At 63.9% G+C, this 21,473-nt stretch carries 27 protein-coding genes; 18 read left to right on the forward strand and 9 right to left on the reverse strand.

Going from position 1 to position 21,473, the window contains the following annotated elements; genetic code table 11:
• Window positions 1-21: 21 nt before the first annotated feature.
• The 6 genes from rnpA to A3OO_RS0107785 all read left to right on the forward strand — a co-directional run bounded on the left by rnpA (window position 22) and on the right by A3OO_RS0107785 (window position 5,496).
• The gene (rnpA, locus tag A3OO_RS0107760; RefSeq protein ID WP_018407267.1) at window positions 22-447 is read left to right on the forward strand and encodes a ribonuclease P protein component; all 426 of its coding nucleotides are present in this window, start codon (window positions 22-24) and stop codon (window positions 445-447) included.
• Window positions 444-2,225 carry a membrane protein insertase YidC gene (yidC, locus tag A3OO_RS0107765; protein ID WP_018407268.1) on the forward strand — a complete coding sequence of 594 codons (1,782 nt, stop codon included), beginning with the start codon at window positions 444-446 and terminating at the stop codon, window positions 2,223-2,225. Before rnpA ends, yidC begins: the two co-directional genes overlap by 4 nt.
• Window positions 2,222-2,875, forward strand: coding sequence for a ribosome biogenesis GTP-binding protein YihA/YsxC (gene yihA, locus A3OO_RS0107770; protein WP_018407269.1), 654 nt, complete (start codon window positions 2,222-2,224; stop codon window positions 2,873-2,875). The genes yidC and yihA overlap by 4 nt, the downstream gene beginning before the upstream one ends.
• A 60-nt stretch (window positions 2,876-2,935) precedes the next feature.
• Window positions 2,936-3,802: an acetylglutamate kinase gene (gene argB, locus A3OO_RS0107775; protein WP_018407270.1), complete on the forward strand. Its 867-nt coding sequence runs from the start codon at window positions 2,936-2,938 to the stop codon at window positions 3,800-3,802.
• Window positions 3,803-3,980: 178 nt separating this feature from the next.
• Window positions 3,981-4,676, forward strand: coding sequence for an NAD-dependent deacylase (locus A3OO_RS0107780; RefSeq protein WP_018407271.1), 696 nt, complete (start codon window positions 3,981-3,983; stop codon window positions 4,674-4,676).
• 115 nt (window positions 4,677-4,791) lie between these two features.
• Complete coding sequence (locus A3OO_RS0107785) at window positions 4,792-5,496, forward strand: pyrimidine 5'-nucleotidase (protein WP_018407272.1); 705 nt, start codon at window positions 4,792-4,794, stop codon at window positions 5,494-5,496.
• On the opposite strand, the gene A3OO_RS0107790 is transcribed toward A3OO_RS0107785, so the two are convergent.
• The 3 genes from A3OO_RS0107790 to A3OO_RS0107800 form a co-directional block, all read right to left on the reverse strand.
• On the reverse strand, window positions 5,493-6,002 hold the full coding sequence (locus A3OO_RS0107790; RefSeq protein WP_040573378.1) for a DinB family protein: 510 nt from the start codon (window positions 6,000-6,002) through the stop codon (window positions 5,493-5,495). The two genes, A3OO_RS0107785 and A3OO_RS0107790, sit on opposite strands and share 4 nt — an antisense overlap.
• A gap of 17 nt (window positions 6,003-6,019) precedes the next feature.
• The gene (gene mazF, locus A3OO_RS0107795; protein WP_040573725.1) at window positions 6,020-6,346 is read right to left on the reverse strand and encodes an endoribonuclease MazF; all 327 of its coding nucleotides are present in this window, start codon (window positions 6,344-6,346) and stop codon (window positions 6,020-6,022) included.
• A 153-nt stretch (window positions 6,347-6,499) separates the two neighbouring features.
• The gene (locus A3OO_RS0107800; protein ID WP_018407275.1) at window positions 6,500-6,742 is read right to left on the reverse strand and encodes an AbrB/MazE/SpoVT family DNA-binding domain-containing protein; all 243 of its coding nucleotides are present in this window, start codon (window positions 6,740-6,742) and stop codon (window positions 6,500-6,502) included.
• 456 nt (window positions 6,743-7,198) lie between these two features.
• On the opposite strand from A3OO_RS0107800, the gene dapD reads away from it, so the two are divergent.
• The 3 genes from dapD to dapE all read left to right on the forward strand — a co-directional run bounded on the left by dapD (window position 7,199) and on the right by dapE (window position 9,891).
• Window positions 7,199-8,056 (forward strand): 2,3,4,5-tetrahydropyridine-2,6-dicarboxylate N-succinyltransferase, encoded by an 858-nt coding sequence (gene dapD / locus A3OO_RS0107810; protein ID WP_018407277.1) that lies wholly within the window; start codon window positions 7,199-7,201, stop codon window positions 8,054-8,056.
• Window positions 8,056-8,529, forward strand: coding sequence for a hypothetical protein (locus A3OO_RS0107815; RefSeq protein WP_018407278.1), 474 nt, complete (start codon window positions 8,056-8,058; stop codon window positions 8,527-8,529). Before dapD ends, A3OO_RS0107815 begins: the two co-directional genes overlap by 1 nt.
• 180 nt (window positions 8,530-8,709) lie before the next feature.
• Window positions 8,710-9,891: a succinyl-diaminopimelate desuccinylase gene (dapE, locus tag A3OO_RS0107825; RefSeq protein WP_018407280.1), complete on the forward strand. Its 1,182-nt coding sequence runs from the start codon at window positions 8,710-8,712 to the stop codon at window positions 9,889-9,891.
• Here the strand turns inward: dapE and A3OO_RS0107830 are convergent.
• The 3 genes from A3OO_RS0107830 to A3OO_RS0107840 form a co-directional block, all read right to left on the reverse strand.
• Window positions 9,854-10,309, reverse strand: a complete 456-nt coding sequence (locus tag A3OO_RS0107830; RefSeq protein WP_245257130.1) for a protein tyrosine phosphatase family protein — start codon at window positions 10,307-10,309, stop codon at window positions 9,854-9,856. The genes dapE and A3OO_RS0107830 overlap by 38 nt on opposite strands.
• Before the next feature lie 46 nt (window positions 10,310-10,355).
• A complete protein-coding gene (locus tag A3OO_RS0107835; RefSeq protein WP_018407282.1) occupies window positions 10,356-11,573 on the reverse strand; it encodes an LL-diaminopimelate aminotransferase in 1,218 nt (405 codons plus the stop codon).
• Window positions 11,574-11,777: 204 nt separating this feature from the next.
• Complete coding sequence (locus A3OO_RS0107840) at window positions 11,778-12,773, reverse strand: L,D-transpeptidase (RefSeq protein ID WP_018407283.1); 996 nt, start codon at window positions 12,771-12,773, stop codon at window positions 11,778-11,780.
• A 227-nt stretch (window positions 12,774-13,000) separates the two neighbouring features.
• Here A3OO_RS0107840 and A3OO_RS22550 point away from each other — a divergent pair, with 227 nt between their 5' ends.
• The 3 genes from A3OO_RS22550 (at window position 13,001) to petA (ending at window position 14,577) form a co-directional block, all read left to right on the forward strand.
• Window positions 13,001-13,462 carry a hypothetical protein gene (locus tag A3OO_RS22550; RefSeq protein WP_156824778.1) on the forward strand — a complete coding sequence of 154 codons (462 nt, stop codon included), beginning with the start codon at window positions 13,001-13,003 and terminating at the stop codon, window positions 13,460-13,462.
• A 131-nt stretch (window positions 13,463-13,593) separates the two neighbouring features.
• Window positions 13,594-13,734, forward strand: a complete 141-nt coding sequence (locus A3OO_RS23980) for a hypothetical protein (protein WP_198008774.1) — start codon at window positions 13,594-13,596, stop codon at window positions 13,732-13,734.
• Between the two features lie 189 nt (window positions 13,735-13,923).
• Window positions 13,924-14,577, forward strand: coding sequence for a ubiquinol-cytochrome c reductase iron-sulfur subunit (petA, locus tag A3OO_RS0107855; protein ID WP_026222790.1), 654 nt, complete (start codon window positions 13,924-13,926; stop codon window positions 14,575-14,577).
• A gap of 194 nt (window positions 14,578-14,771) precedes the next feature.
• On the opposite strand, the gene A3OO_RS0107860 is transcribed toward petA, so the two are convergent.
• Entirely contained in the window at window positions 14,772-15,632 is an 861-nt protein-coding gene (locus A3OO_RS0107860; RefSeq protein ID WP_245257131.1) for a tRNA nucleotidyltransferase, read from the reverse strand.
• 180 nt (window positions 15,633-15,812) lie between these two features.
• Between A3OO_RS0107860 and A3OO_RS0107865 the strand changes: the two genes are divergently transcribed.
• Entirely contained in the window at window positions 15,813-16,523 is a 711-nt protein-coding gene (locus tag A3OO_RS0107865; protein ID WP_018407288.1) for an ABC transporter substrate-binding protein, read from the forward strand.
• Complete coding sequence (locus tag A3OO_RS0107870; RefSeq protein ID WP_018407289.1) at window positions 16,508-16,879, forward strand: cupin domain-containing protein; 372 nt, start codon at window positions 16,508-16,510, stop codon at window positions 16,877-16,879. The genes A3OO_RS0107865 and A3OO_RS0107870 overlap by 16 nt, the downstream gene beginning before the upstream one ends.
• A gap of 18 nt (window positions 16,880-16,897) precedes the next feature.
• On the opposite strand, the gene A3OO_RS0107875 is transcribed toward A3OO_RS0107870, so the two are convergent.
• The gene (locus A3OO_RS0107875; RefSeq protein ID WP_018407290.1) at window positions 16,898-17,254 is read right to left on the reverse strand and encodes a hypothetical protein; all 357 of its coding nucleotides are present in this window, start codon (window positions 17,252-17,254) and stop codon (window positions 16,898-16,900) included.
• Window positions 17,255-17,311: 57 nt separating this feature from the next.
• On the reverse strand, window positions 17,312-18,280 hold the full coding sequence (locus tag A3OO_RS0107880; protein ID WP_018407291.1) for a beta-ribofuranosylaminobenzene 5'-phosphate synthase family protein: 969 nt from the start codon (window positions 18,278-18,280) through the stop codon (window positions 17,312-17,314).
• 100 nt (window positions 18,281-18,380) lie between these two features.
• On the opposite strand from A3OO_RS0107880, the gene A3OO_RS0107885 reads away from it, so the two are divergent.
• From A3OO_RS0107885 to amoC, 4 genes are all read left to right on the forward strand, one after another.
• Complete coding sequence (locus A3OO_RS0107885) at window positions 18,381-18,758, forward strand: 4a-hydroxytetrahydrobiopterin dehydratase (protein ID WP_018407292.1); 378 nt, start codon at window positions 18,381-18,383, stop codon at window positions 18,756-18,758.
• Between the two features lie 12 nt (window positions 18,759-18,770).
• Window positions 18,771-19,616, forward strand: a complete 846-nt coding sequence (gene folP, locus A3OO_RS0107890; RefSeq protein ID WP_018407293.1) for a dihydropteroate synthase — start codon at window positions 18,771-18,773, stop codon at window positions 19,614-19,616.
• A 4-nt stretch (window positions 19,617-19,620) separates the two neighbouring features.
• Window positions 19,621-20,100, forward strand: coding sequence for a 2-amino-4-hydroxy-6-hydroxymethyldihydropteridine diphosphokinase (gene folK, locus A3OO_RS0107895; RefSeq protein WP_018407294.1), 480 nt, complete (start codon window positions 19,621-19,623; stop codon window positions 20,098-20,100).
• A gap of 570 nt (window positions 20,101-20,670) precedes the next feature.
• Window positions 20,671-21,441: a bacterial ammonia monooxygenase, subunit AmoC gene (gene amoC, locus A3OO_RS0107900; RefSeq protein ID WP_026222791.1), complete on the forward strand. Its 771-nt coding sequence runs from the start codon at window positions 20,671-20,673 to the stop codon at window positions 21,439-21,441.
• Window positions 21,442-21,473 lie beyond the last annotated feature (32 nt).

Consider the following 21,473-nt stretch of genomic DNA (forward strand, 5'->3'; position numbering starts at 1 on the left):
GCGGACGAGGCGGATGACTGCATGAAGGCGCAAGTCCCCGCCGAAGATGAAAAATCCCCGCGCCCGGAGACTCTGCGCCGGCGCGGAGATTTCGTGCGCGCGGCGCGCGGCGCGCGGGTCGCACTGCCAGCCTTTACGGTGCAGATGGCGCCGCGGGAGCTCACGGACTCGCATGCGCCGGCCCGTTTCGGCCTCACCGTCACGCGGAAGGTCGCGGGCGCGGTGGGTCGTAACCGCATTCGCCGCAGGCTCCGCGAGGCGCTGCGGCTCGGCGGCGCCCTTGGCGCGAAGCCTGGTCGCGATTACGTCTTCGTCGCGCGGCCCGTGTCCCTTTCCGCGCCATTCGCCGAACTGCTCGCGCAGATGACTGAAGGACTCGCCAGGTTGAACGATCGCGGCGCGGCGCGCCCGAGACGCAAACAGGAAGACAGGCTTACGCGGCCATGAGTGAAAACGTTAAGAACATGATCCTCGCCGCGGCGTTGTCGCTGGTCTTCATTGGCCTGTGGGACTATTTTTACGCCTTCCCGGAGATCGACAAGCAGCGCCGGGCGCAGACGCAGCAGGAGCAGATTGCCAAGGTTCCTCAGCTCGGCGCGCCCGAGCGGGTCACTGCCGGCCAGCCGCCGGTAAAGGCCGCGCCCAAGACACGCGCTGAAGCGCTGGCGCTCAGCCCCCGGATCGGCATCGACACAAGATCAATCTCCGGCTCGATCGCGCTGAAAGGCGGGCGTATCGACGACGTCTCCTTGAAGAATTATCGCGAGACCGTCGATCCCTCGAGCCCGATCATCACGCTGCTCTCGCCCGAGGACGGCCCCAGCCCCTATTACGCTGAACTCGGCTATCTGACCGCCGAAACGGAAAACGCGCCGGTGCTGCCGACCACCGAGACGCTGTGGACCACGGATGCCGACGGGCTGACGACGGCAAAGCCGGTGACGCTGACCTGGGACAATGGCCACGGCCTCGTTTTCAAGCGCGTCATCTCGGTCGACGACGAATATCTCTTCACCGTCAAGGACAGCGTCGAGAACAAAGCGGGCGCCCCCGTCACGCTTTTTAACTACGCGCGCGTGAGCCGCTTCGGCCACCCGCCATCCGCGGGCTATGCGGCGTTGCACGAAGGCTTCGTCGGCGTCGTCGGCGAGACGGGAGAGGAAGTCACCTACGACAAGATTGAGAAAGAGGACAACGCGGTCAAGACCTACAAGGGGGTCGGCGGCTGGGTTGGGCTGACGGACAAATATTGGGCGGCCGTGGTCGCTCCCGACCAAAATCTGCCCATGGAGGCGCGCTTCGCCTCGATGGGCGGCGCGGTGAAAACCTATCAGGCCGATACGGTCAGCGACCAGAAGACGATCGAGCCCGGCAAGTCGGCGGAGGCGACGACCTATGTCTTCGCCGGCGCCAAGGTCGTCGACGTGCTCGACGCCTATAAAGCCAATCCTGGCCTGAAGCGCTTCGATCTTCTGATCGACTGGGGATGGTTCTACTTCATCACCCGGCCGATGTTCCGGCTGATCGACTTCCTTTACAAGCTCCTGGGGAATTTCGGCCTCGCCATTCTGGCGGTGACGGTTATCGTCAAGCTCGCCTTCCTGCCGCTCGCCAACAAAAGCTATCAGTCGATCGCCAAAATGAAGGCGATTCAGCCAAGAATCAAAGAGCTGAAGGAAAAATACGGCGACGACAAGCACAAGTTCAACATGGAGCAGATGGAGCTCTTCAAGCGGGAGAAGGTTAACCCCGCGAGCGGCTGTCTGCCGGTGATCGTGCAAATCCCGGTGTTCTTCTCGCTCTACAAGGTGCTGGTCGTCACGATCGAAATGCGTCACGCGCCGTTCTTCGGCTGGATCAGGGATCTCTCGGCGCCCGACCCGACCAATGTCTTCAACCTGTTCGGGCTGCTGCCGTTCGATCCCACCCATGTGGCGATCTTCGGCCCCTATCTCGCGCTCGGCGTCTGGCCGCTGCTGATGGGCGTCTCGATGTGGCTGCAGATGAAGATGAATCCGGAGCCCGCCGACGAGATTCAGAAGACGATGTTCGCCTGGATGCCGGTGATCTTCACATTCACCATGGGTGGCTTCGCCTCCGGCCTGCTGATCTACTGGACGTGGAACAATCTCCTGTCCATCGTCCAGCAGGGGGTCATCATGAAGCGCGCCGGCGTGAGGTTCGAATTCTGGGATAATCTGCGCAAGACGTTCCAGAGAGCGTGACCGAAACCGACTTCAGCGAACCGGGCCGGCTGCTCTTTGCCGGCCCATGCGACTTCATCTTCGCGAGCGCCAAGGCGAGCGATCTGCCGGTCATCGGCCCGCCGGAGATCGCCTTCGCAGGGCGCTCCAATGTCGGCAAATCCTCGCTCCTCAACGCCTTGACGAACCGTAAGACGCTCGCGCGCGTTTCCAACACGCCGGGGCGGACGCAACAGCTGAATTTCTTCGCGCTTGGCGGCGCGCCAGGCGCCGAGCGGCTGCGCCTCGTCGACATGCCCGGCTATGGCTACGCGGCCGTCGGCAAGGAGAAGGTGGCGAACTGGTCGCAGCTGATGCGCGACTATCTGAAGGGGAGGGCCAGCCTCGCCCGCGTCTTCGTGCTCGTCGACGGGCGCCGCGGCGTGAAGCCGCTTGACGAAGAGATGTTCGATCTCCTCGATCAGTCGGCCGTCTCCTATCAGGTCATTCTGACCAAGCATGACGAATTGAAGATCGCCGAGCGCGACGAGGTCCTCGCCGCGACGATGAAGGCGCTGGAGAAGCGCCCCGCCGCCTTTCCTGAAGTGATTTTCACCTCGGCGCACGGCGGCGAGGGAATCCCCGAACTTCGCGCCGCGATCGCGAAGCTCCTCGCCGAACGAAACGCTTGAAAGCGACAGTAGCGGCGGGCTAGTTGGGCCGCATTCTTTCGCATGTCGTAAGGAACCGCCATGACCGACGCCGTCGACACCGCGCTCCAGCAAGCCCGCATTCTCATGCAGGCGCTGCCGCATATGCTGCGCTACGACGACGCCATCGTCGTGGTGAAATACGGCGGCCACGCCATGGGCGATGATCAGGTGGCGCGCGATTTTTCCCGCGACATGGTGCTGCTCGAACAGTCTGGGGTGAATCCGGTCGTCGTGCATGGCGGCGGGCCGCAGATCGGCGCGATGCTGAAGCGGCTCGGCGTCGAGTCGCGCTTCGCCGACGGCCTGCGCATCACCGACGAAGAGACGATGGACGTCGTCGAGATGGTGCTCGCCGGCTCCATCAATAAGCAGATCGTCGGCTACATCAATTCGGAAGGCGGGCGCGCGATTGGGCTGACCGGCAAGGACGGACGCATGGTCACCGCCAAAAAGATCGAACGCCCCGACGGCGTCGACCTCGGCTTTGTCGGCGAACCCGACAAGGTCGACACGACCGTGCTCGATCAGGTGCTGGGCCGCGAACTCATTCCGGTGTTGGCGCCTGTCGCCGAAGGTCCGCGCGGCGAAAGCTATAACGTCAACGCCGATACGTTCGCCGGCGCGATCGCCGGCGCGCTTCACGCCAAGCGCCTGATCTTCCTCACCGACGTGCCGGGCGTGCTCGACAAGGACAAGCAGATTATCCAAGAACTGAAGGTCGGGGATATTCCCGGCCTTATCGCCGAGGGCGTGATCACCGGCGGCATGATTCCGAAGGTCGAGACCTGCATGTACGCCATCGAGCGCGGCGTCGAGGGCGTCGTCATTCTCGACGGGAAACTGCCGCACGCCGTGCTGATCGAATTGCTCACAGATCATGGCGCCGGCACGCTGATCACGCGGTGAAAGGAAGCTGCCGAGGTTCCTCTTCGGCGCGTCATGGCCGGCCTTGTGCCGGCCATCCACGCCGAAGAGCTGCGCAGCCGTTATGGAGATGCTGCACGATCCAGCTTGATGCTTCCGCCGCCTGCGATGTCACGGCGTGGATGCCCGCGACAAGCGCGGGCATGACGGAGTATCGCCGATGAACCTCTTTATCCTCACCGGCGCGGGCGTCTCCGCCGAAAGCGGCCTTGGCGTCTTTCGCGGACCGGGCGCGGCGCTGTGGAAGCGCTACGATCCCATGCAACTCGCGACGCCCGAGGCCTTCATGCGCGATCCGGCCCTGGTGCATGCGTTCTATAATGCGCGTCGGCGCAATCTGCTCGCCGCGTCGCCCAACGCCGCCCATGCCGCGCTGGCGCGGCTCGAAGCCGGAATCGCGCGGCGCGGCGGCGCATTGACTCTCGTGACGCAGAACATCGACGATCTGCATGAGCGCGCCGGTTCGACGCGCGTCATTCATATGCACGGCGAATTGCTCAAAGCGCGCTGCGCCTCATGCGGTGCGGTGAGCGATTGCCGCGATGACCTTTCGACGGATTCGCGTTGCGGATGCGATGGCGCATTGCGGCCGCATGTCGTTTGGTTCGGCGAGACGCCGCTCTATATGGAAGATATCTATGCGGCGCTCGGTGCGGCGGATCTTTTCGTCGCCATCGGCACGTCGGGCGCGGTCTATCCGGCGGCCGGCTTCGTGCGCGAGGCGCGAGCCCGTGGTCTGCGCTGCTGCGAGATCAACCTGGAGGCGTCGGAAAACGCAACGCAATTCGACGACAGACGCTATGGCCGCGCGAGCGAGATCACGCCGTCATGGGTCGAGGAGATATTGGCGCGATGAATCAGTGTCATTCCCGACGCGCAAAGCGCGATCGGGAATCCAGAGCAACCACAACAACCGCTGGCGTTGCTCTGGATTCCCACTTTCGCGGGAATGACATGCGGCGACCGATGCGATGACCAAACTTTTGCCCGACAGATCGCGCTTCGCCGCGATCGACACCTGGGTGTTCGATCTAGACAATACGCTCTATCCGCAGACCGCCGATCTCTGGCCCAAGATCGACGCGCGCATCACGCTGTTCATGATGCGGCTGTTCGGCCTCGACGCCATTTCGCTGCGCGCGTTGCAGAAACATTATTATCGTCAATACGGCACGACGCTGCGCGGGCTGATGACCGAACATGGGATCGACGCGCAGGCCTATCTGGCCTTTGTGCACGACATCGATCGCTCGTCGCTGGCGCATAATCATTCGCTGGCTGAGGCGATCGCCGCGTTGCCCGGCCGCAAGCTCATCCTCACCAACGCCTCGCGCCATCACGCGGTCGAGACAGCGAAGCAACTTGGCATCGACCATTGCTTCGAGGACATCTTCGACATCATCGCCGCGGACTTCATCAACAAGCCCGAGGAAGGCGCCTATATGCGCTTTTTCGAGAAGCTGAAGATCGAGCCCAAACGTTCCGTGATCTTCGAGGACATCGACCGCAATCTCGTCGTTCCGCATGCGCGCGGCATGACGACGGTGCTGGTGCTGCCGGCGCATGATGAGGGCCCCGAGCGGGAGCTTTGGGAAATCGCCACCGGCGACGAGCCGCATGTGGATTTCGTGACGGACGATCTCGTGGCGTTTTTGGAGGGATTGATCGGCGATTAAGTCGCGCGTTGTTCCATCAAGATCAGATCGGTGTCTTTCGGCTTGGCGCCGGCGGCCGTCAACATCGCATGAATCTGGCCCCGGTGATGGGTCTGGTGATTGAAGATGTGGCTGACGACGAGCCACTTCGGCTTGATCATATCCGATTGCATTAGGCTTGAACGCCAGAGGAGATCGCCGGCGAGCCAGTCGTCGGTGACGGCGTCCGCCCAGGCGATCAGCCTGTCGTCGCAGGCGAGGCGGTCCCGTTTCAAGCCGTCCCAATCGTCGCGATACGAAGCTGATTCGCTCAGCGGCGTGGAGGGCCTCGGGGCGTCGGAAATGCGGCTCAGCCACATATGGTCCGCCCAGAGAAGATGGTTGAGGCTCGCATGAATGGATTTGAAGAAAGCGCCGCGGTCCTTGCGCCGCGCTTCGTCCGACAGGCTGTCGGCGGCGGCGTAAAGGCTGGCGTTTTGCCAGCGATTGTAGCGCGCCATGGTCTGTACAAATGTGGAGCATATCATGTGATTTTCTTGTCTGTTTATTGCAGCAACGCCCTTGCCTTCGCCAAGGCTTGCGCCACTTCCGCCTTCGTCGCGGCGCCTTTCCTCTTCGCCTTACGCGCGCGCCAATCGAGGCTCTTCACCTGATCCGCCAGCGCGGCGGAAGGTTTCGCGTCCGCGAGCGGGACTTCGAATGGATAGCCTTTGATCTTCGTCGTCATCGGGCAGCACAGCATCAACCCGGTTTTACCGTTATAGGCTTTCGGACTGAGCACCAGCGCCGGACGATGGCCCTTCTGTTCATGTCCCGCCTGCGGATCGAAACTGAGCCAGACGATGTCGCCGCGTTCCGGGACGTAAGGCATTTCAATAATCCATTTCGCGCATGTCATTCCCGACGCGCGGAGCGCGATCGGGAATCCAGGGGCAAATTCAGAATGCTTGCGGTTGCTCTGGATTCCCGATCAGGCCTGCGGCCTGTCGGGAATGACACGCGTCGTCGACACGTCATTGATCGATTAAAGCGCCTCGCGGCCGACGGGCGCGCCGAAGTCTTCCTCTTCATGCATATTGTCGCGTGTGACGCCTGCGAGCAGCGCGTCGAGCGTGAATTCTGGCGCCACAAGCGGCTCGATCACCACGCGCCCTTCTTCGACGCGAACGTCGACCGGCTGGTCGATTTCGAGCCGGGCTTCCTCCATCACCGCGGCCGACATGCGCACGGCGGCAGAATTTCCCCATTTTCTTATGGTCGCGCGCATGGCCTTCCTCCTGATTCCGCACTCACTGCGAGCGCAGCGAAGCGACCCGTCATGACGCAGCGCTCTCGGGATTGCTTCGTCGCTTGCGTTCCTCGCGATGAGCGCAGTGTATCTACAGGGTAGAAACATAGGCGACGGCGGTCGGCGCGTCAACATTCGCGCCGCAGCGCTTGCCAATGGTTTCCGCGTCATGGCCGGGCTTGTCCCGGCCATCCACGCCGGGACGTTGCGCCAAGCTGCGGGACTCGCGTCACGTCGACGCGTGGATGCCCGGCACAAGGCCGGGCATGACGCGGAGAGGTTACCGCATGATTTTTTTCACAAGTCGCGTCACCCGACTTGCGGCGGCTCCTCAGCTGAGGGTGAGGAAGAAGGGCGCTCTTCCTCGCTTGTTGAACTCCCCTCGCCATAGCCTTACAACCGCGCCAGCTTCACCGCATCATTTTCGGGATATTCATGCCGCACACGGGACTTGAGACGCTCATCACCGCCGCTTTCGAGGATCGCGCCAATATCACCGCCGAGACGCAGGGCGACGTTCGCCGCGCCGTCGACAGCGCACTGCGTCTGCTCGACGCCGGCAAGCTGCGCGTCGCCGAAAAGATCGAAGGCCAGGAAGGCCCGGAAAGCTGGACGGTCAATCAGTGGCTGAAGAAGGCCGTGCTGCTGTCGTTCCGCTTGAATGATATGTCCGTCATTGCGGGCGGGCCGGGCGGCGCGACCTGGTGGGACAAGGTCCCCTCGAAATTCGTCGGCTGGGGCGCGTCCGAACATAGCGCGGCGGGCTTCCGCTCCGTGCCGGGCGCGATTGTGCGCCATTCGGCCTATGTGGCGCCGGGCGCGATCCTGATGCCCTCCTTCGTCAATCTCGGCGCTTATGTCGACAGCGGCACGATGGTCGACACCTGGGTCACCGTCGGCTCCTGCGCGCAGATCGGCAAAAATGTTCACTTGTCTGGCGGCGTCGGCATCGGCGGCGTGCTCGAGCCCTTGCAGGCCAATCCCACCATCGTCGAGGACGACTGCTTTATCGGCGCGCGTTCCGAGGTCGTCGAAGGCGTCGTCGTTGGCAAGGGCTCGGTGCTGTCGATGGGCGTCTTCATCGGCGCCTCGACCAAGGTCATCGACCGCGCCACCGGCAAGATCCACATGGGCTATGTGCCGCCCTATTCGGTGGTCGTCTCCGGCAGTCTGCCGGGCAAGCCCTTGCCGGACGGAACGCCCGGCCCGTCGCTCTATTGCGCGGTGATCGTCAAGACGGTCGATGCGCAGACGCGCAGCAAGACCGGCATCAACGAGCTGCTGAGGGATTGATGGACGCCGAGCGCCTGCGTTTTCTCTACCGAACCGATCAGGGCCGCATTGATCGCGCGACCTGGCGGCGCGGCGCGGGCGCGCTCATCGCGGTGCTTTTGCCGCTGACGCTGATCTGGTTCGCGCTTGCGCCCTATTCGGTCCACGATCTGGCGACGACGCCCTTCTTCGCGCCGATGACGATTCTCGCCTACTTCTATGTCATCTTTTACGCCTTCGCCGTGATGCTGATCGTGGTGAGCTTCATCAATCTTTCGGCCAAGCGCTGTCGCGACCGCGGCCTTACGCCGCCGCTCGGCCTTGCGAGCCTCGCGCCGCTCCTGGCGCTGCTTGCCGGCGCGGCGCACTTTCTGCAGCCGCGCGTCGCCGAAGTCATGTCGCGCTGGTATGTCTGGGGCGTCGACGCGCTCTTTGTCGCCGCTGCTCTGTGGACCATCTATGAATTGGGTTGGCGCGAGGAGTCGCTGTCGTAGTGCGCTTTACCTCCTCCTTGATGGGGGAGGTCGGCAGGCGGAGCCTGCCGGGAGGGGGTGAGATACAGTATTCACCCCACCCCGCCTTGCTGCGCAAGGCGACCCTCCCCGTCGAGGGGAGGGTGAGCTTCTGAAACCGTCAACGATGCTGCCTGCTCGAAGTAACAAAGCGAATTGACGATGACCCAATCCCGCGCTGTCGCGCTTACCCGCGAACTCATCCGCTGTCCGTCCGTGACGCCGGCCGACGCCGGCGCGCTCGACGTCGTCGAGAAGGCGCTGAAGGCGGTCGGCTTCGAGACGCATCGAATCGTCTTCTCCGCGCCGGGCACGCCCGACATCGACAATCTCTTCGCCAAGATCGGCTCGGGCGCGCCGCATCTCGCTTTCGCTGGGCACACCGACGTCGTGCCGCCCGGCGATCCGGCGCGCTGGCGCTTCGAACCCTTCGCCGCGGAAGTCTCCGATGGCCGCGTCTACGGTCGCGGCGCCTCGGACATGAAGGGCGCCATCGCCGCATTCGCCGCCGCCGCGATCGCCTATGTCGAGCGGCATAGGGCGCAGAATGTAAAATCTTGGGGAACGCTCTCGCTGCTCATCACCGGCGATGAGGAAGGCGTGTCGATCAACGGCACGGTGAAGCTGCTCGAATGGGCGCGAGCGCGCGGCGAGCGCTTCGATCATTGCATCGTCGGCGAGCCCAGCAATGCGTCGACGCTCGGCGACATGATCAAGATCGGCCGGCGCGGTTCGCTCAGCGGACGCATTCGCGTCATCGGCAAGCAGGGCCATGTCGCCTATCCGCAGCGCGCGGAAAATCCGGCGCCGATCATCGCGCGCATCGTCTCTGCGCTCTCGGGGCACGAACTCGATAAGGGCACGACGCATTTCGAGCGCTCCAATCTCGAATTTTCCACGATCGACATCGGCAATCCGGCGGTCAATGTCATCCCCGGCGAAGCGCGCGCGCAGTTCAATGTCCGCTTCAACGACGTCTGGACGCATGAGTCGCTGAAAGAGCGCATTCTGCAGGTCATCAAGGAAGCGGCGCCGAACGCGAATGTCGAAGTCGAATTCCCGCCGTCGAACGCGAGGTCCTTCATCACCAAGCCTGGCGCCTTCACAGAACTCGTGGTTGACGCCGTGCGGCAGGTGACGGGCCTGACGCCGGAACTCTCGACGACCGGCGGCACGTCGGACGCGCGCTTCATCGTCAATTATTGTCCGGTGCTGGAGCTCGGCCTCACCAATGAGACGATTCACGCGGTCGACGAGAACGCCCGCGTCGCCGATATCGACGGGCTCTGCGCGGTCTATACGCGAATCATCGAGCGCTATTTCGAGCCTGCATCCGCTCGATGAAGGCGGCCCAAACCGGGTCGGGCGTCCATATTCTATCGAGGTCGGCGCGGGCGCGGGCCTCTTCCATGCCTGCGCTGATCCGGTAGAGATAGAGAAAGGCCGAGACCCGGTAGTTCGCGATGCAGTGGACATGCGTCGCAGCTTCGCTGGCGCCTTCAAAAGCCTCACAGAAGCGATCGAAGTCGGCTTGCGTGGGATTTTGAAAATCGACCGGAATATGCGTGTAGCGCAGGCCCAGCGTCGCCAGAATCTCCGCTTCGTTCTTGAGCGCCTTCTCACTCGTCGCGGGCGCGAGATTGATCACCTCGCGCACGCCAAGCGCGGCGATCTCATCGAACTGCGCTTGCGTCGGCTGGCCGGACGTCGTGGTCCGCTCATCGAGGCGCAGCCAATTGTAGATGTCGACGGGATCGGCCACTGGCGCTCTCACGCATTGCGTTTCATGCGAAGCAGACGCCTGCGCGTCACCCGCGCGCGGCGAGCGGCACGACATTATGCAGCTGCGCATCCGCCGTCTCGAAGAAGCGGCGCAGATTACGCGCCGCCTGACGAATCCGCTGCTCGTTCTCGACAAGCGCAAGGCGCACGAACCCCTCGCCATGCTCGCCGAAGCCCTCGCCCGGCGCAACGGCGACGTCGGCCTTCTCGATCAGCAGCTTCGAAAATTCGAGCGTCGAGATGTTACGGAAGCGCTCGGGCGCCGGCGCCCAGGCGAACATCGAGGCGCGCGGCGCCGGGATCGGCCAGCCGGCCTGCGCGAAGCTCTCGACCATCACGTCGCGCCGCCGTTTGTAGATCGCGCGCATCTCCCTGACGCAATCGTCGGAGCCGTTGAGCGCCGCGACCGCCGCGACCTGCACCGGCGTGAAGGCGCCGTAATCGAGATAGCTCTTCACCCGCGCTAGCGCCGAGAGCAGCCGCTCATTGCCGACGGCGAAGCCGATGCGCCAGCCGGCCATCGAGAAGGTCTTCGACATCGAGGTGAATTCCACCGTCACATCCATCGCGCCCGGCACCTGCAGCATAGAGGGCGGCGGATTGTCATCGAAATAGACTTCGGCGTAGGCGAGGTCGGAGAGCACGAAGATCTCGTGCTTCTTCGCGAAGGCGACGAGATCCTTATAGAAGTCGAGGGATGCCACTTCCGCCGTCGGATTGGACGGATAGCAGACGACCACCGCGATGGGTTTGGGGATCGAGTGGATGATCGCGCGCTCCAGCGCCACGAAATAGTCCGGCGTCGGCGCCGAGGGCACGGAGCGGATGACGCCGCCGGCCATCAGAAAGCCGAAGGCGTGGATCGGGTAGGAGGGGTTTGGCACCAGCACCACGTCGCCCGGCGCGGTGATCGCCTGCGCCATATTGGCGAAGCCCTCCTTGGAGCCGAGCGTCGCGACGACCTGCGACTCGGGGTCGAGCGTGACGCCGAAGCGGCGCGCGTAATAGCCGGCCTGGGCGCGGCGCAGCCCGGCGATGCCCTTGCTGGCCGAATAGCGGTCGGTGCGCGGCTTGCCGGCGGTCTCGACCAGCTTGTCGATGACGTGCTTGGGGGCGGGCAGGTCGGGATTGCCCATGCCGAGGTCGATGATGTCGGCGCCGCCGGCGCGGGCGCGCGCCTTGAGGCGGTTCACCTGCTCGAAGACGTAAGGCGGCAGACGCTTGATGCGATAGAAATCCGACATTCTGTGTTTGTTCCGGAAGGCGCGAAGCGGCAAGTCTAGCGCATTTTGGCGCGGGCGTCAGGGGCGGGGGGCGAGGCTCCAGGGCGATCGGGTGAAGGGCCTCCCTCATCCCGAGGAGCATGCGCAGCACGCGCTCGAAGGGCGAGGAAGCCCGTTCGCGTATTTTTCCTCACCCTCGTCCTTCGCCGACGTCCGGCGCCCCGATCACTCGGTGGTGACGATGACGAAATCCTTGCCCGAGCGGCTGTCGGGCGACAGCGGCGCGTCGGTCAGCACCATGGTCATGCCGGGATGCATGCGCTCCTGCATGGCCGCGTTGAAGGACGGGTCGGCGCGAAGCCGCTGGATCACATCCTGGTTCGGCGCGAGCGTCGCATCCTCTTGATGATGCGTGATCGCGCTCCAATGCATGCCGCGCGAAGTCTGGTCGGCGCCGTTCAGCACGAACACATGCGAGCCGAGCTTGTCGGCGCCCTCCAAGCCAAGCACAGATCGCGCGACCACATGGTCGTTCTCGATCAGCTCGATCACATGGTCGGCCGACGAGGCGACGACGCTGGTGACGGGGAAATTCTCGGCTTCCGTCCAGTCGGAGGGGTGCTTCTTGCCTTCGAGGCCGGAGAGCACCTGCTCGAACTCCTGTTCGGCATAGCCGCTCAGCACCATGCCCGGATGGGTCAGCTCCCAGGGGTCGGTATGGGCGCCGGCGATGATGACCGGCGTGCCGATATGGGTGACGCCGAACAGCAATTCCGAGAATTTCGCCGGCAGCCGCACGCAGCCATGCGACGCCGGATAGCCGGGCAGGTTGCCGGCATGCAGCGCGACGCCCGACCAGGTGAGGCGGTTCATGTTCGGCATCGGCGCGTCGTCGTAAAGCGACGAGTGATGATTCCGGTCTTTCTCCAGCACGACGAAGACGCCGGTCGGCGTCGTATGTCCGGGCTTGCCGGTCGAGCAGGTGGAGGCGGCGATGCGGATGCCGTTGCGATAGACATGCACGCGCTGCTGGGGAAGCGACACGACGACGGAGACGGGTCCCTTCAAGGCGAGCTCGGGGCGCCAGATGTATTCGCCCGGCTTGAGCCGGCCGATCTCCGCCATCTTCTCGTCGCCGAACGCGCGGCGCCCGGTGATGACGGCGCTCGCCAGAAGCATCGCGCCCAAAAATTTACGGCGGTTCGCTGCAATGATGGTCATGACATGCCCCCCGAAACATGGCCCCCAAGGTCCACGCGTAACGAACCGCGGGTAGCATGAACAGTTAGGTTAACAAAGTGCGGCGGGGCACATCCGATGCGAGCGAGGCGATTGGAAAGCGCGTCCACAGCGGGGAAGTGTCGCAGTTTGAACATGAGAATCGCTTGGCGCGGTCGGGCGCGCCAGCGTTATTCTTCGGGATTATCTCTTCGCTCGGAGACGCGCATATGAAAAACAACATTGTCGCCGTGATCAGCGTCATCGCCCTGACGATGATCGCCGTCGGCGCGTCGGCCTCGACCGCCTCGCAGCGCGAATACAAACGCGGCTACGCCGATTGCAAGGCGGGCCGCTGGGACGAGAACCAGCATGGCGAATCCTATAAGAACGGCTGCCGCGCCGCCGAGGATCAGCGCGCCGGGACGGGGGCAGGGGCAGGGGCAGGGGCCGGGGCCGGCGCCGCGACGAAGCCCGCCGACGGCGGATTGCGCGGCGACAAGACCGCCTGCCTGCTGGCGGTGAAGCGGAAGACCAATAATCCCAAGGTCGTCGTGCTCAGCGTCGAAACGTCGGAGGCGAACAACAGTGTGACGATCGGCGTCGGGCCGAACCGCGCGCCCTGGCGCTGTCTCGTCAAGCGCGGAATCGTCGCCGACGTGATGTCGCTGACGGATGAAGGAAAGCTGTGAGATTTTGATGGCCGGCGGGCAAAAGAGGCAGAGCCCTTGCCCCCTGCAAAGCAGGCTCTAACTCCATGTTAGGCCTCTATCAATGAGGCGCGTAGGTCATGGAGGAGACGATGATATCTGCCAAGGAACACATGACAATGGCGGCTGTCGGCGCGATCGTCGGCGCGGCCATCGGCGCTGGACTAGGCGGCGCGCTCTTTGGGATGCCGGGGGTCCTCGCCACGGCGGTGCTCGCGGGAATTGGCGGCGCCTTTATCGGATCGTTTCTGTAATCGAGAGGCGACGCTGTCGCTGTCATGAAGACAATAAGCGCCGCGCTATGTTTTGAGCGCGGCGTTTTGGCGAGTTTCGCAAGTCCCTTGCACCTCCGTTCACTGGCGCGAGGAACTCCCCACAAGTCGCTTTGAGCCCTATTGTCCAAAGGATTGGGTGGCCGAGGCCTCAAAGCTTAGGGGTTTGAAATGGTCAATGCGTCTCCACCGCCTTCCAACGTCAGGGTAGATAAGCCGACGCGCCGCGATCTCCTTTATATCGCGACGGCCGTAACAGGGGTTGCGGGGGCAGCGGCCTCCTTAGTGCCGTTAATCGACCAGATGAATCCCGATGCTTCAACTCTCGCAGCCGGCGGTCCGGTAGACATCGATCTCGGCCAGGTGGAACCGGGCGGACAGGTTGTCATTCTATGGCGAAAAAAACCGATCTTTGTGGTGTTTCGAACTCAGGAAAATCTGCAGGTTCTTCAAAGTCGCCAATTGTTGATTGAGCTAGCTGATCCGGATTCGAAATATCTTCAGCAACCTCCCTACGCCAAAAACTGGCACCGCTCGTTGACGCCGGAAATCGGAGTATTTGTGGGGATATGCACGCATTTGGGATGCATCCCGCAATTTGATCCGCTTCCTAACGCTTCCGACCCGGCCCCAAACTGGTTGGGCGGATATTTTTGCGCATGCCATGGCTCAAAATACGATCTTGCGGGGCGCGTATTTCGTGACGTTCCCGCTCCCTATAATTTACCGGTTCCGCCATATCGCTTCACGGGCGATACGACAATTCGAGTCGGGGAAAATCCGCCGAACGAGGACTTCGACTTTTCAACGATCCGACAAATGTGAAGATGATCAGCCGGTGGCGCGCCTGCCGCTGGTGGCCACACTGTTCTCAACCGTGCCAAATGCCACGGTCGACTCCAGGATATGCGCGCCTCTGTCCCGCAAATGAATAGTTGTTCGCGACCGCGCATAAATTATCCCCGTCTGTTTTGAACGACCGCTTCTGGCGCAATGCAGACGTTTACTCTAAGGCACCCCTACCCCACCTCGCTCGCCCAGCGCTCCGAGCGAAACGCCCGCGCGATCGCCTCGGCGCGGGCGCTTTGGCGCGCCTCCAGGTCGTTCTCCGCAATGTCGGCGCAGGCCTTGAGCGCGATCTCCAGCAGCGCCGCCTTGGGGTAAGGCTTTCCCTCGCGGCCTTCATGGGCGCAAAAATCGCTGGCGCAGACCATCATCAGCTCCTGAAACCGCTCCGGCGCGTCGAACGCCCCCAAGCGTTCAAGCATCAAGGCGACGGGACCGGCGCGCATTTTCGAGACGCGATGCACGCGTTCGCACTCAGCGAGCGCCAGCAGCGCGAGAGCCTTGCATTCCGCCGGCGCGCGAAAGCGCGCGCAGATCTCTTCGATGCGCGGGCGCCCGCGCTCGACATGTCGGTAATGCACAGGAAGATGTTCGCGCGGCGAATCCGACTTGCCGACATTCATCACCAGCAGCGCGAAACGCGTGGGCAAGGACGCGCCGCGTTTTGCCGCCGTATCGAGCGATCGCATCAGATGTTCGCCGAGATCGACCTCGTCCTCGCCATCGGAAATCTGCGGCACGCCAAACAGCGCCGCGACTTCGGGGAGGATCTCAAAGAGCGCGCCGCAGTCGCGCAGCGTCCCGATCATTTTCGACGGCGCCGGGCTCATCAACCCGCGCACCAGCTCCGGCCACATCTGCGCGGGGTCGGCGTCGACGAGATGGCCGGCCTCGACCTGTTCAAACAACAGATCGAGCGTTTCCTCGTCCGGGCCGTCCTCCGCCTCGGCGAGCAGCGCCGCCATGCGCAGCACGGAAAGGCCGGGGTCGGTTTGTCCGTAGTCGAACGACGGGGAAGCAGATTTTGAAGCCATGGCGCCCATCATCACAAGTCTTGTGACGATATGCAAAGCTCTTGCCGCGCATCTCCCCTGGGCGTCGCGTCCCCTCGGGGCGTCACGTCCCCTTGGGGCGTCGCGGCGCCGCCGGCGACGGCTTGTGCGCCGCGGAGGCGTTTGTTACGCGTGACACGAGCCGATCGGGCAGGTCATTCCATGGGCGTCAGCACAATCCTACCCGGCGTCCTCTCCGTCGGCTCCGCCTTGCCCGATCCGCCGTTTGAATTCATGGACGGCGATCAAGCGCGCGGTTTTGACGTCGAGCTGATGCAGGCGATCGCCGCGGAGCTCGGTCTCGCCTGGCGGCTTGTTCCCTATGACGGCGCGGATTTCAACGGCGTCTTTGCGGGTCTGACCAAGGGAACTTGCGACTGCGTCGCATCGGGCGCGACTATCACGCCCGAGCGCGAGCGGCTGGCGTCGTTCTGCGCGCCCTACATCCGCTCCGGACAAAGCCTCGTCTGCAATATCGAGGCGACGCCGCATGTGGGCTCGATCGACGATCTGCGCGGGATGACCCTCGGGGTGCAGCAGGGCAACACATCCGAGCCGGTGGCGCATCGTCTCAAGGATGAGGGGCGGATCGCCGAGGTGCGGACCTACGCCTATCACGACATCGGCGTGATGCTGGACGATCTTGCCGCTGGAAAAATCGGCGGCGTGATGAAGCTCGCGCCCGTCATGCGCTGGATGATCAGACACCGGCCCCGGCTCCGGGTGGTGCAGGAGCGGATCACCGAGGAAGCGCTCGGCGTCGCCGTTCGCCTTGGCGACGAAGCGCTGCGCGCGGCGGTGAACGGCGCGCAGGCGCAATTGCAGGAGCGCGGCGCGCTTGCGCGATTGGTGAAGAAATGGCTCGAAGCGTAATCGGCTGCATCCGTCTCTTCACGGGGGCTGACGGCCGCTCGCATGTGGAACACACGGACATTGAGCTCGGCGTCGCGCGTCACGCCAAATTGGCGCGCTTCGAGGAGACCGCGGCGGGCTCCGCGCTCGACTGGCACACTGCGCCATGCGCGCAATTCGTCATTACGCTCACCGGCACGCTGGAGTTCACCACGCGCGACGGCGAGACCTTTATATTGCGCCCAGGGGATATTCTGCTCGCCGCCGATACGACCGGAACGGGACATCGCTGGCGACTCATCGACGATCAGCCGTGGCGACGCGTATACATCGAGCTTGCCGAGTCCGCTCCGGCGGCGGGGAGCGCGAGCACGTAGAGCGCTGCTGCAGACCGCTTAGCGGGCGGGCTTCGCCGGCGCGTCGGGCGCGGCGACGCGGCCCGCCCGGCGCCGGTTCTCGGCCGCCGCCGCTTCCAGCCCCGCGCCCATGGCGCGCAGATCGGCCGCCGACTTGCGCTTGGGGTCTTTGGCGACCGTCGGGTCGAAGGCGCGATATTGCAACTGCTCGGACCGCGAGTCGCGCACGAAATCCTGCGCCGGCGGCGGCGGGGTGCGCAGCCCGGTCGCGTCGAAGATCCGCCCGATGAAGGCGCCGCCGCTCGACGGCGCCTCCTGCGCGAGAGCGGCGCCGGCGGCGAGGCTAAATGTCAGAAGGCCGCATGTCAGAACGAGGGCGAGGCGCGCGAACATCATCTTTCGAGCAGGCCATAAAAATGCGGCGCGAGTAGGTCTGAGCAGTCGGGAAGCGCTCTACGCGATCTGCGCGTAGACCGCGTCGATTTTCGCGCCCCGGTTGAGGCCCCGGTGGATCGAAATGTCGAGCCCGTCTTCGCGCGCCTGCGCGCCGTGACGCCCGAGGAGGCGGCGCGCCGCCGCGTCGCTCTCGACGAAGGCGAAGCCGGTCGGGCCCCAGGACGTCTGGCCGCCGCCGGTCGCGCCGTCGGCGAGCAGCCGCGCGACGATCGCCTCGACCTTGCCGCTGGTGAAGCGGCGCCCGCCCTGCGCCGGAGCGAAATGATCGCCGACGATCTCCTGGATGCGGGTCACCGCGGCGCCGAACGGGGCAAGCTCACGTTCGGCGAGCGCCGGCAGGATCTGCATCAGCACCAGCCGGCAGACTTCGCCGCTTGTTTCGGCGCCGAATGGCGGCAGTTCGGCGAAGGCGTCGCGCTCATCCGCGCCATGCAGGCCGACATCGCCCGGATCGCAGACCAGCAGCACGCGCCACGCATCCGGAAATTCGGCGCGCGCGACGACCGGCGGCGTCGTCGTCTGCGGGCCGCGTCCGCCGTCAACTACGACGCCGCCGAGCTGGAAGAGGCCGGCGCCGAGCCCGGAGCGCGCGCCGCGCGCCATCAGCGCCGCGTCGGCGGCCGGGTCATTCGGCAGGTCCTCGAGACGGCGCAGCGCCGCGCTGACCGCGAGCGCCAGCTGGGTGCCGGAGCCCAGGCCCGCATGGGCGGGAATCGCTTCTTCCAGCGTCAGCCTGTGGCGCTGCGTCAGGCCAAGCGCCTCCTGCGCGCGCGCCAGCAGCGCGGCGGCGCGCCCGCCTTCGGGGCCCTCGACGCGATTTTTGTCGGCGCGGGTCAGGGTCAGCCGGGTCGCCGGCGCGTCGAGCGCAAGGCCGACGCCGCCGAACTTGCGTCCAAGCCCGCCGTTCATGTCGAGAAAACCCAGATGCAGCCGGGCGCTGGCCGCGACGCTTACCTTTGCCGGCATGCCGCCTCTTTGGTGCAACTGAAGACTTTGGGTCGGTTTAGGCTATAACGCGTCTCAGCGAAAGAATGTTGCGGCGCAAAGCGCAAGAGGGGAGCCTGAGATGGCGAAGGAAGAGCGCGCGTATTCCGAGGACGAGATCGCCGCGCGGCTGAAGAGCGAACTGCCGCATTGGCGCTACGAAAACGGCTGGATCCGGCGCAAGTTCAAGACGCATGGCTGGAAGGGCACGCTGATGGTCGTCAATACGGTCGGCCATCTTGCCGAAGCCGCCTGGCACCACCCCGACATCGCCGCGTCCTACGCCTGGGTCGAAGTGAAGCTTCAGACCCATACGGCGAAGGGAATCACCGACAAGGATTTCGAACTCGCCAAGAAAATCGAGGAGGTCGTCTCCTGGCGCCCCGGCAAGGCCGGCGGCGCGCTCGAAGGCACGCCCGAGAGCGACCAGCGCTTCGCCTATGTGAAATACGACGACTGACGGAACGCGCGCTTGGCTTTCGACGTTCAGGCGATCGCGACGGCGCGCGATCGCTTCCTTTCGCTGATCGGAACGCGCCCCATCATCATGGGGATCGTCAACGTCACGCCCGATTCCTTCTCGGACGGGGGGCTGTTCGCGACGCGTGACGCCGCGCTGGCGCAGGCGCAGGCGCTCGTCAGCAATGGCGCCGACATCGTCGACGTCGGCGCCGAGTCGACGCGTCCTGGCCACACGCCGCTCACCGCGGAGGAGGAGTGGGCGCGGCTTGAGCCGCTGCTCGCCGCGCTGGTGGCGCAGGCGGGCGCGCCGGTGTCGATCGACACCTACAAAGCCGAGACGGCGCGGCGGGCGCTCGCGCTCGGCGTCTGTCTCGTGAATGATATCTGGGGCCTGCAGCGCGATCCTTTGATGGCGCCAACGATCGCCCAAGCCGGCGCCGCCGTCGTGATCATGCATAATCGGGAGACGACGGAGCCACAGATCGACATCGTCGCCGACATGAAGCGGTTCTTCGCCCGCTCGCTCGAGATCGCCCGGCGCGCCGGCGTGCCGGAGCGGCATATTCTGCTCGATCCGGGGATCGGCTTCGGCAAGAGCCGCGAGCAGAACTATGACGCGTTGCGCGCGACGCCGGAGCTGTTGGCGCTCGGCTTTCCGCTGCTCATCGGCGTCTCCCGAAAATCCATTTTCAAGGGCCTGGGCGACGGCGTTCTCGAGGGACGGCTCGTCGGCACGCTGGCGGCCAATCTTCTCGCCGCGCGCGACGGCGCGCAGGTGTTTCGCGTGCATGACGCTGCGGAGCATCGCGCGGCGTTCGACGTGATGCGCATTCTCGCTGCGCGCCCGGGAGGTTGAGACGATGCGGGTTGGATTTGGGCTTGGCAGCAATCTCGGCGACAAGCCGGCCAATATTCGTGAGGCGCTGCGGTTGATCGAAGCGCGCGGATTGGCGCGGCTCGATCGGATCTCACGACTTTACCGCACGCCGCCCTGGGGCGATCTCGACCAGGGGGATTTCGCCAACGCCTGCGCCATCGGCGACACCGCGCTCGCGCCCTATGAACTGCTCGCCGCGGTCAAGAAGATCGAGGCGGACATGGGCCGCGCGCCGACACGGCGCTGGGGGCCGCGACTGATCGACGTCGATATTCTGTTCCTCGGCGACCACGCGATCGACGATCCGGAGCTGACCTTGCCGCATAAGGAGCTTTTTCGCCGCGGCTTCGTTCTCGCGCCGCTTGCCGAAATTGCCCCTGAACTTGAACTGGACGGCGTTACCATGCGCGCGGCGCTGGACGGCGCTGACGCGAGCGGCGTGCGTCCGTGGTCGGACGAATAGCGGCCCACCCCGGATGGTTGCCTATCTTCGCGGCGCAGCATTCGCTGTTGCTCTGGCGTCGAGAGCAAACGATGTAATCGCAAATAATTATATATTACAATGATTTATGAAGAATTGTGCGCCGCGCCATGGTTGCGCTTGGAGCCTCGCTAGGGTAGGTTTTTAACCATCCACTAGGGTTGTATTGGCTATTCGATAGATTGTTTTACTCTATACTAACGGGTATTGTGATTATCGGGGGTTATTGGAATGTTGCGGCACGCTGAGCTGGGTCTACGGTCTGCTCTTTCAAGGGGCGGATTTAGGATTTTGGCTTAGGCGGCGACGTCGGTTTTCGTCCGATAACAACAAGCAGCCGGGTTCTGGGGATTTTGGGGATTGCTCGCCTTTGGGCGGGGGGTTCCGGGGTTTTCGGGAAGGCTGCGGCAGACAAGGGCGGTTTTGCGTGTTTTTAGAAGAAGACGCGCTTTCGCTTTGCTTTACGAAACGAGGACGAAGCGGCTCCGTTGTGGGAGGCGGAGCGATACCGGTCACGCGCAATTCCCTGGGAGCACATTGGAGGAGAAGGGTATGAGCTCAACGACTGACACAGCAGCCCGCGCTGCTGCTGGCACGGAAGCTGTAGTAGACCTGAAGGGCATGTGGATCGGCTTGGCCGTTCTGAACGGGTTCTATCTGGTCGTCCGGATTTACGAGCAGGTTTTTGGCTGGCGCGCCGGCCTTGATTCGTTCGCTCCGGAGTTTCAGACATATTGGATGTCGATCCTTTGGACCGAGATTCCGCTTGAGCTGATCTCCGGCATTGGCCTTGCGGGCTTTCTTTGGAAGACGCGCACGCGCGACTTCTCGAACCTGGCGCCGCGCGAAGAGATGCGCCGCCTGGTTGTCGAAGTGCAATGGCTGGTTGTTTACGCCGCGGCCATCTACTGGGGCGCGTCGTTCTTCACCGAGCAGGACGGCACCTGGCACATGACGGTGATTCGCGACACGGACTTCACGCCGTCGCACATCATCGAGTTCTACATGAGCTACCCGATTTACTCGGTGATCGCGGTCGGCGGCTTCTTCTATGCGAAGACGCGTCTTCCGTATTTCTCCAAGGGCTATTCGGTCGCCTATCTGATCGTGGCGATTGGCCCGTTCATGATCATCCCGAACGTCGGCCTGAATGAGTGGGGCCACACGTTCTGGTTCATGGAAGAACTGTTCGTTGCGCCGCTGCATTGGGGCTTCGTGTTCTTCGGCTGGATGGCGCTCGGCGTGTTCGGCGTCGTGCTTCAGCTGCTGATGAACATTCAGCGCCTGATCGGCAAGGAAGGCGTCGCCCTCCTGACCGAGTAATCCGAGACTTCGCCGCCCGCTCTAAGGCGGGC

This window comes from Methylocystis rosea SV97 (assembly GCF_000372845.1).
Classification (GTDB): domain Bacteria; phylum Pseudomonadota; class Alphaproteobacteria; order Rhizobiales; family Beijerinckiaceae; genus Methylocystis; species Methylocystis rosea.